General features: G+C 49.0%; 5 protein-coding genes. All 5 read left to right on the top strand.

The genetic code is table 11. The features are described 5' to 3' along the window. The coding region (locus tag OXH16_09505) for a polysaccharide lyase family protein (protein MCY3681622.1) at positions 1-3,377 on the top strand (3,377 nt) is incomplete at its 5' end. A gap of 24 nt (positions 3,378-3,401) precedes the next feature. After that, positions 3,402-5,636: an alginate lyase family protein gene (locus tag OXH16_09500; protein MCY3681621.1), complete on the top strand. Its 2,235-nt coding sequence runs from the start codon at positions 3,402-3,404 to the stop codon at positions 5,634-5,636. Between the two features lie 48 nt (positions 5,637-5,684). Then, complete coding sequence (locus OXH16_09495; GenBank protein MCY3681620.1) at positions 5,685-7,784, top strand: hypothetical protein; 2,100 nt, start codon at positions 5,685-5,687, stop codon at positions 7,782-7,784. 34 nt (positions 7,785-7,818) lie between these two features. Beyond that, entirely contained in the window at positions 7,819-8,133 is a 315-nt protein-coding gene (gene rhaM / locus OXH16_09490) for an L-rhamnose mutarotase (protein ID MCY3681619.1), read from the top strand. Positions 8,134-8,185: 52 nt separating this feature from the next. Further along, complete coding sequence (locus tag OXH16_09485) at positions 8,186-9,568, top strand: BNR-4 repeat-containing protein (protein ID MCY3681618.1); 1,383 nt, start codon at positions 8,186-8,188, stop codon at positions 9,566-9,568. Positions 9,569-9,577: the final 9 nt, after the last annotated feature.

The following is a 9,577-nucleotide window of genomic DNA, read 5'->3' as shown; positions in this document are numbered from 1 at the left end:
TTGCAATACCGGCTGTTCGAAAAGGAAGATATACGCTTTATGCGTTTGCACCTGGCATGATTGGTGAGTTTAGAAAAGACGACGTCACGATCGACGCAACCGGCGAAGTCAAACTCGGCAGTCTGCAGTGGTCACCCCGTTCTTTCGGCAAGTTGCTCTGGCGTGTCGGAAAACCAGACCGAACTGCTGCTGAATTTCGACGCGGAGATGACCATCGTCACTGGGGGCTATGGTTCAATTACCAGAAGGATTTTCCCGAGGACGTCGATTTCGCGATCGGCAAGAGTAAGGAGCGAAGCGATTGGAATTATGCACATATGGCAATTTGGGAAGAGAAAGGTGGATGGCAACCCCGCATACAGCCTGCTGATCGAACTGGAGAGGGCAACTGGCGACTGCCTACCTGGAAGATTCGATTTCAATACGATGATAAGCCAATGTCCGGACGTGCGATCCTCACAATCGCCCTGGCGTCGGTAAATCGCGATGGGGGAATCGCTATCGGCCTCAATGGCAAACCTCTGGATAAAATTACCGATTTGGAGAACGACAGTGCGCTTCCTCGCAGTGGCATCTACGGGCGCTTCAGTGAGCACTTTATCGCGTTTGATGCATCGCTGTTGCGCACAGGGGAGAATGTGTTGACACTCGACCTCCTCCCACTGAAAAAACACCGCGGACAACGACAGAACTATCCTCACTTTGGCGTTATGTACGATTATTTGCAACTGGAAATCGATATCAGTCAGCCACAAGGAGCAGAATCAGTGAAAAATAATTTTACCCCTGAAGCGGTCGTGGCTGGCTTTGACCAACGAGTGGATGCGATGTTTCGCGCTGAATCCGGCAAGCCGTTGGTGCGGGCAAAGAAACAGAAGCCACTCGATCCAGGGCGAGGAAATTATGTGCGGGCCTATTCCTATTCCATGGTGGGGTTTGCCGCACGTTGCCTCTACCTGAACGAGATGCTGGAAGAAGCCAATGCCGCACTTGCCGAAAATGCCCAGCATTATCTCGATAACCCTCTGGACATCAATGACCGTGACAGTTTTCACTGGCATGCGGAGATCGTCATGCGGCTGATTGAGATGTACGGCACCAACGGTAGTAATCGCATCACCAAAAAGACCGAAGCCCTCGCTCTCAAGCCAATTTGGGAATACGTCAGGAGGGTTTCCAGGCTTGATAAGGCGGAATACGAGAAATCTAAGACCTGGCACATCTACCTGTCAGAGAATCATCATGCCATGAGTTTTACGGTCTGCTGGCAGTTTGCCAAGATCGCGAAGGATCGGCCCGAATACAAGGGCCTCAAGTATGATGACGGCGCTACAGCGGCGGAACACTATCGGGCCTGGAATGCGTATTTTGTGGTTTACTCCCGTGAACGTGCGCGCAAAAGCCTGTGCATCGAAATGATGTGCGACGACTATAACAGCACACTGATCAAAGGATTTTACAATTTCTACGACTTTGGTGACCCGCAGGTGAGACGGTCAGCCGGGCTGTTGCTCGATCTTTATTTTGCCTATTGGGCGCAGGAACAGATTGACGGCGTTCAAGGTGGTGGGCGGTCGCGCATCTATTTCTGGAAAGGGCTTAAGCAAAACCGGGAGCATGGCAATGCGCCGCTGGCCTGGTTCTACTTTGGCATCGGCAAGCAACCTGCTGTTTATGGTCATGACGTAAACGCGGCTCTCAGCGACTACCGTCCACCAGCCGTGGTGGCCGATATCGCAATCGACGTGGCAGGACGAGGACGCTACGAGGTGCGGCAACGTCCCCAGGGTCTGGGAAAAACGGGGCGCCCTTTGAAAATTGCTGCTACAAAAGTGCCGACCAGGATGCGAACTGATGGGGGTGGTATTCTGCGCTACAGCTACTGCGATCCCGCCTTTATTATGGGAACGCCAATGACGGAAGCGAGGCCCCTGGAGGATTGGGCTGCGATCAGTGCGCAAAACCGCTGGCAGGGCGTGATCTTTGCCGGCGAACACGATGCGCGTATTGTTCCCATCGTTCGTCCCAAAGACAACCGGGTGGCCATGAACGCACAGTGGTCCGTGCAGAGCAAGGGAAGCTTGATTACCCAGAAGCTCAAGCACCATAAGGACGGTGCCGAGATGATCATCTGGATGTCGAAGAGCGGGTTGAGCACGCCAGTGGAAGAGGATGGTGTGGTCTATGTGGAGGCCAAAGGTGCTTATGCGGCGATCCGCGTGGCCACAGGCGGTTTCAAGTGGATGGATGGCGAGTTTGAAACGGATCGCTTTGTCCCCGAAAACGCGACCATGATCCCCAATGATGAATACGCACCTGTGATCCTCGAAGTCATGGCCAAGAGCGATGTCACGAGTTTCGACGCTTTCAAAAAAAAGGTGAAGGTCTGTGAAGTTCATATGGATGGGACAGTGCTGCGCTACAAAACCATCTATGGCGATCAGTTGACCTTTGATACCAGCACCAAAGCGATACCCTCAATCAATGGCCAGCCGATCAACTACGCTCCAAAGAAAGTCTTTGAAAGCCCCTTTCTCAATGCTGAGTGGAACAGCGGAGTTGTCACCATCAGCAAGGGGACGCGAAAGAAGGTCCTGGATTTTACAAAACAGGCAGAAGACAACCCCGATCGGTTCCTTTACACCAGGCAGGGTAGTGATCCTTCCTGGTCGTCCATTCTCGAAGAGAAACAGATTCCGATCGGTACGAACTCATATGCGGGAATAACAGGTTCAATAATTGACGTCAATAACGAGGTGGTAGAAAAGGGACCTCAGGCCTTTCGCCCCATAGAAAGTGAAATCAATATTCACACACCGGGCAACAGTTTGATTCCTCGACGCGATTTTCACAAATGGTCGAGATGGTATCAGGAGGACGGAAACACACAGGTGTTTCGCCTCTTTGATGGAGAGCACAATGTGCGCAATGCACGTGCTAATGCGGCTCGGATCGAGGCGTTTAGCCAAAAGAAGTGGAACCGCGGTACCTGGCATGAATGGATTGGCACCTACACGATTGTGAAAGCGCAGGGGTGCGCCATCTTTCAGGTGAAAAACAATGGCGAAGACTGGTCCATACAGTTGGTTATGACCGCTGATGGTGACGTCGTATTCCAGCCACGCAGAGCGACCCCTGAGACAGTATTAAAGAATATGGAAAGGAAGTCTTTTGATGTCCGCATTCGCGACAACGGCCATACATCTGAATGCTACATCAATGGAGAATTTGTAGGACGCCACAACTGGGAAAGACCCAGTGGTCGCAGTACCTTTCGATGGGGAATGTACGTGGGAGGCAAAAAGCTTTCCAAAGATGCCTTATTGTTTGTAACAGGCGCTACAGTAGATCCTGAAAAGAACGCCCCAGAAAAGTAATCAACTTAAAACAGGAGTATTCACATGTATCCGGACAAAGAAGCTAATCTGCTCAAGGCGTTTTCACCTGCTGAACCGATATTTACAGTAGATCCCGATTACATCAAGCGGGCGCGCTCGTTGAGCAAACAAGAAGATAACCCGTGTGGGCAAGCCCTTAAAGCCTTGCTTGTGAAAGCGGATGCCGCTTTGAAGCAGGAACCGCTGACCATTGTGAACAAACCGATCTTGCCTGCCAGTGGTGACAAACACGATTACATGAGTGTTGGACCTTACTGGTGGGCAGACCCCGATAAGCCTGACGGTTTGCCTTATATCCGACGAGATGGCGAGGTCAATCCCGAGGTCGAAAAAACGGACCGCCCTTTGTTGGCAAAATTCATTTCAACGGTAAAAACGCTGGGGTTTGCGTATGGTTTTACACATCGAGAAGACTACGCGGCGCATGCTGCATTGTTGTTGCGAACATGGTTTATGAATCCCGAAACCAGGATGAACCCAAACCTGTTGTTTGGACAGGCCATACCCGGGATATGCGAAGGGCGAGGTATCGGGCTTATTGAAACGGCTGCATTTGCACGCGAGATGCTCCCTGCGGTCAGTTTTTTGCGCGACTCCAGGAACTGGTCCCAAAAAGATATGGAAAATTTGCAGGCCTGGTTTCATGCCTTTCTCGAATGGATGTTGAAGCATCCCTATGGGGTTGACGAAGCGCGTCACGGCAATAACCATTCGAGTTCTTATGATGTTCAGGTTGTGACATTCGCGCTTTTTGTGGGGCAATCAGATCTTGCGCGAATGATATTAAAAGGGGTGGGAGAAAGAAGGATTGCCGATCAGATTGAGCCAGATGGTCAACAGCCTCTGGAACTCGCACGCACAAAATCACTTGGATACGCGAGTATGAATTTGGAGCTTCTTTTAGAACTCGCTGAAATTGGCCGACAGTGGGGTATCGATCTCGCCAATTTTGAATCTGCCGATGGGCGATCCATGCGACGCGCCTTTGACTGGCTTTATCCCTACTGGATGGGCGATCTCGAGTGGACGCTTCCACAGATTCAACCCTTTTCTGGGGAGCCCGCATTTAGATGTATGAGGCTCGCCGCTTACCTTTATTTAAATATGGATTTTGAGCCTGTGAAAGCCGAATTGGCAGGCATGAATCAGAAGGATAAAGCGCAACAATTCTACAATCTTGTGGTGCCGCCATTTGAAGGAAGCGGTTTACACGCGCTCAGAATTTCCGAAGACGTCGTCATCCGTGATCCCCAAGTATTGGTCGATCCAGAATTAGCGAACGGAGACCCCGCCCTCCTGCCCGATCCAGAATTTGTGAACGGAGACCCAACCCTCAGTGAAGCCGAAGTCGCGTTTTTCAAAGAGAATGGTTTTATTGTGAAACGCGGGTTTCTGCAAGAGAAGGAGACGTTTGACCGGATCGTGGATTATGTGTGGGAAAATGTGCCGCGTGAGATTGTCAAACGCGACGATGTGCAAACGTGGTTCGATGCGCCACACGGGCAGTGGACAGAGGCGGATGCCGAACAGGCAGGGCAATTTACGCGCGGCACATGGAAAATGCGCTCGCGTAAAATTGGTACAGAGCCTTTTTTTGTCGATAAGATCGCCAACCACCCACGTATGCGGCAGCTGGTTTCATTGTTTATCGGCGAGCCGGTTAAACGTTCAAACCGGGTGCGAGGGGTCTATTGTATATTTCCAAAACCACCAAATTCAGAAAGTCGTTTGGCCCCCCATGGAGACCATACAGCTGCTCAATTGTCTGCAATGGTTTTTGTAGATACGGTGCCTCCGCACTCTGGTGGCTTCACAATCTGGCCGGGGTCACATTACATGAGTCACCTGTATCACACTACTGTTTACGGTCCCCTTGACCCCGACCTCGCAGAGCCATATAGCAAAGCCCGTGACAATGTGCTGAGAGAGATCGCGCCAGTGGAGTTTTCCGGCAAAGCAGGGGACGTTGTTTTCTGGCATCCTCGCCTTATTCACGGGGGAGGTGTCAATCGCTCTGCTGACCGCGATCGACCTGTCGTGCGTCTCGTTGTTCCTTGTGAGTATCAACGAGATGGTATGACGCCATATTTTAACCTGTCGCATGGACCAGCACCAAACCGTCAGTGGTGGGTCGATACCCGAAACTTTCGAGAGGATGTGCCAGCGACCGTTGACAACATGTGGGACGGATGGGCATTTGATACCGGTACAAAGGACGCCAGGGACTGCTCAGCGTGAGCGCAAATGAGAGACCTTCTTGTGGCTCCATTGGAGTGGAGTAATAATATGCCCGAAGCAGATGCTAAAAATAGTTGGTTTCGATCACTTCTGGAATTTGGTGATTTACCCATCGACAAGCGTATCACCGAATTGATGGCAGAAGAATTGGAAACGCGCCCCCAACGCATTCAACAAGCCTTTCAAGCAGGCGCAAAATCAGATTTTTCGGGCAAAGACCGTCAGATGTTTGATCAAATGTGGCTCAACCAAAATCTAAACGAAGTCAACAAAGAATTGACAATAGATTTTCAAACCGAACTGGCAAATCTCGCAGAATGTGAGGAGAAAGGCATACAGCCCGGGCAGAGTCTCTACAGCCTGTGGCGCAATCCAAGGCTGATTACATTCTACAATTGGTTTGGGTCTAAAAGTACACAGATGCCAAATCGACTCACGCCTGAAACAGAGCGAACTTTGCTGGCTTTACTATGGGCGCGAACCAGGTACAAAAATGATATTTCTGTCGCAAAAAAGAGCACCTGGTGGATCGCGGGTAGTGAGAATCACGACCTGAATACAAAAGCCTGTAATCTTTTAAGTGCGCGTATTTTTGCCAATGAACCCGAGTATGTTGACCGCATTTATCCCGACCTCGGTTATGGAGATGGCATCGGATACGGCGAGTCGGGCTATTGTGGGCATGGCAGCAATGATCGACACGGTGGTGGGCGCGCAAATTGGGCGGACGGAAAATCTTATAACGCAGCCGATCATTACGATGCCTGGTTGCCCTATCTCAATGACTATTTCACTGAGCGTGCAAAGCGGGGATTCTTTCTTGAAAATGGTTCGCCTACCTATATGAAGTACACCATCAGTTATATTCTTATGCTCTACAATTTCTGTGGTGATGAGGGGCTAAAAAAGAAAATTGGCATGTTTTTAGATCTGATGTGGTCCGATTGGGCACAGCTACAAATTGCAGGTTTACGAGGTGGTCCCAAAACGCGCCACCACAAGACTGCTGGTGGATACGATTCTATGTCGGATCTTGCCATTTTCTATCTGGGTGGTGAGGGCAAAACCTCGTTCAACTATCCGCAACAACTCTTAAGCGACTATGCCTGGCCAAGAATCGTATGGGAATTAGCTCTGGATCGAAAAGGGCTCGGGTCATTTGCATATCTCTCTCGGGGCATTGGAGAAGAAGAACCTACCAGCCCTCGTCCATTGGGCACGGAGCGCACCGTGATGGGAGATACGCCATCGCGGTTTGTCAAATACACATGGGTAACGCCAGATTATGTGCTGGGTACTCAGATGGATCACCCTTATGCGCTTTACAACCACCTATCAACCGCCGGGCGCTGGCAAGGTCTGGTGACCAAAGATCCCAACACCCGTCTGGCAACCATTGCACTGGATACGCCAGAAGGAGAACGCGAAGATGAAAATATCTACGATATGGAATTGGTGTATCACAGCGTCCAGCATAAGCAAGTGCTGATCACCCAACAAAGAAGACGTTGGGCACAATCCAATCCAGACTGGTATCCAGCCAATGACAATCGGTATGATCGGGAATTCGGGTTATTCTTAGGCAGCGGATGGGATCGTATTGATGAAACAGATGGATGGATATTTGCAGAGAAGAGAAATGTCTATGTGGCAATACGGGTTATTCTTTTGGAAGCAGAGGCCGATGCCAAAGCCTGGGCAAAAGGGACCGATAGATACCGGGGCAACGTGGTTCTTAGAAACGACAGCTATAGATTCAATAACGAGCAGACGATTGTGCAACTGACCAACAGATACAGTCCCGTTCTGATAGAAGCAGGTCGCAAGGCAGATCACCCAATATTGGAAAGTTTTAAGCGTATGATTTTGCAGGGCGAACTCACACTCTATAGAACCGTGGTAACAAGAGAAACAGGCATTGTTGTCGTTTACAAGAGTGCCGCGCCTGAAATGGCAGAAATGGTATTTAATGCGGCCAATACAAGCGATGTGCCTACAGTTGGTGGAAAGTATGTCGATTATGAGCACCCAAAAGTTTTCGACAGCCCTTATATCCAATCCAATTATGATAGCGGCCAGATTGAAATTTGCAAAGGCGATTACAAACTCAACCTCGACTTTAACAACAATTCAAGGGACGAATACTAACACCCTTCATCCTCGAAGTCAGGAGCAAAATATCATGCACCGCAATGCTTTCAAGATGCAGCTAAAGCCCGGTTACGAGGCCGAGTACAAAAAGCGCCACGACGAAATTTGGCCCGAACTGGCTGAAGAATTGGGCAAAGCTGGCGTCTCGGACTATTCAATTTTTCTCGATGAGGAGACGCTGACACTCTTTGCGGTGCAAAAGCTGGCCGACGACAATACTGCAGATGAGTTGCCGGAGACCGCAATCGTCAAGAAGTGGTGGGCCTACATGGCCGATATCATGGACACCAATCCCGACAACTCGCCAGTCTGCATACCACTGCGCGAGGTATTTCATCAAGATTGAAGAATCTTCACCATGCGAACTTATTTTACCGATTGTATTTGGAGGTCAGGCTGTGGATACTGAGAAACAAACGGATTTTTCTGTTGTTCCCTTTGGAAGTGGGGGACAATTAAAAATGATCTATGACAGAAGGCAGCGCCCTCAAGCCATCTATATCAACAATCAAGTATATATCGTTTATAATGGCGGGGCACCAATGGATGCTGAGACCAGGGAAAAGACATATCCTTTTGTTATCTCTTTTAACCCCGAGACAAAGTCCTTTTCTTCTCCCCTACAGCTGGGGACCAAAGGCTCAAACGACCAGCATTATTGCCCCATAATCTGGGCTGATAATGATGACCTTTTACATATTTTGTCGGGTTGTCACAGAACGCCAGGAACACATTTAATATCCAAAAAGGTAGCGGATATTGGAAGCAGTGTAGAAGACTGGTCTCCAGCCCCTGAAATAAGAAACTCGCTTTCTTACCCTACGGTTTATCACATATACAATAATAGACAAGTGGTTTATTTCCGAACAGGAGAGCACAGAAGTTCGTGGTCATATTTAATTTCAGACAATGAAGGTAAAACCTGGTCAGGGCCTGAAAATGATGTCACAGATTTAAACATGGGGGAAGAAACGGCAACAGTAGATGATCCGATGGACTTGAATGAGTGGTCTTCTTATCACACTTGCTTTCCGAGTAAAGATGGAAAGTTTTTGCACGCCGTATTTTGTTCTTATGATGACAATAAGAAGGATATCCCAGAAAAGTTTTACAATCCTCGTTATGGAACCAAAAAGAATCTCGGGCTCAAATACAACCTCTATTATGTAAAAATCAACCTTCAAACGCATGAGGTCGCGAATTTTGATGGCGAGACGGTCAGAACGCCCATTGATATTGGCACTGCAAATGACAAATGCAAAATTTGGGATACCGATTGGCGAGGCGCAGGCGTTCCACCTGATATAGTCATAGATGAAAATGACAATCCGGCCTTTTTGCATGTGCTATCAGAAGACGTGCCCGACAGATGCAATTACTATTATGTGAGGTATATCAATCATAAATGGATACAGACGGTTATCACCCCTGCCACTGATGATTGGAACAGTTGCTATCTCAGACTGGATGAAAGTGGCACGCTGCATGCTTATCTGATAGTAGGTGACCACAAATTTATAAAAGGAAAACGTGGCAACATGGACTCCAGAGGTGGAGGAGATATTGAAGAGTGGATCTCCACAGATAGTGGATTCACCTGGCAAAGAGTGAGAGATTTGACGCCACGTGCCCCGGAGTATGCCGGTTGGAAATTTAACAATATTCAACCGGTTAAAGATCCAGAAGGAAATGTAAGAGATGGCCTGCTCCTCTTTTACGGATGGAAAGACAGTGAACTGTGTAAAGCGAAAGGATTTCTGATTATAGATCAGAAATGGTGAGGGGTTACA

This window comes from Gemmatimonadota bacterium (assembly GCA_026705765.1).
In the GTDB taxonomy this organism is placed as follows: Bacteria; Latescibacterota; UBA2968; order UBA2968; family UBA2968; genus VXRD01.
The sequence above is the reverse complement of the archived record's forward strand: the minus strand, read 5'-3'. Positions and strand labels throughout refer to the sequence as shown.

Excerpts from the sequence above, each read along its gene's own strand:
- rhaM (MCY3681619.1), top strand. The coding sequence starts at position 7,819 with ATGCACCGCAATGCTTTCAAGATGCAGCTAAAGCCCGGTTACGAGGCC.
- OXH16_09495 (MCY3681620.1), top strand. The coding sequence starts at position 5,685 with ATGCCCGAAGCAGATGCTAAAAATAGTTGGTTTCGATCACTTCTGGAA.
- OXH16_09500 (MCY3681621.1), top strand. The coding sequence starts at position 3,402 with ATGTATCCGGACAAAGAAGCTAATCTGCTCAAGGCGTTTTCACCTGCT.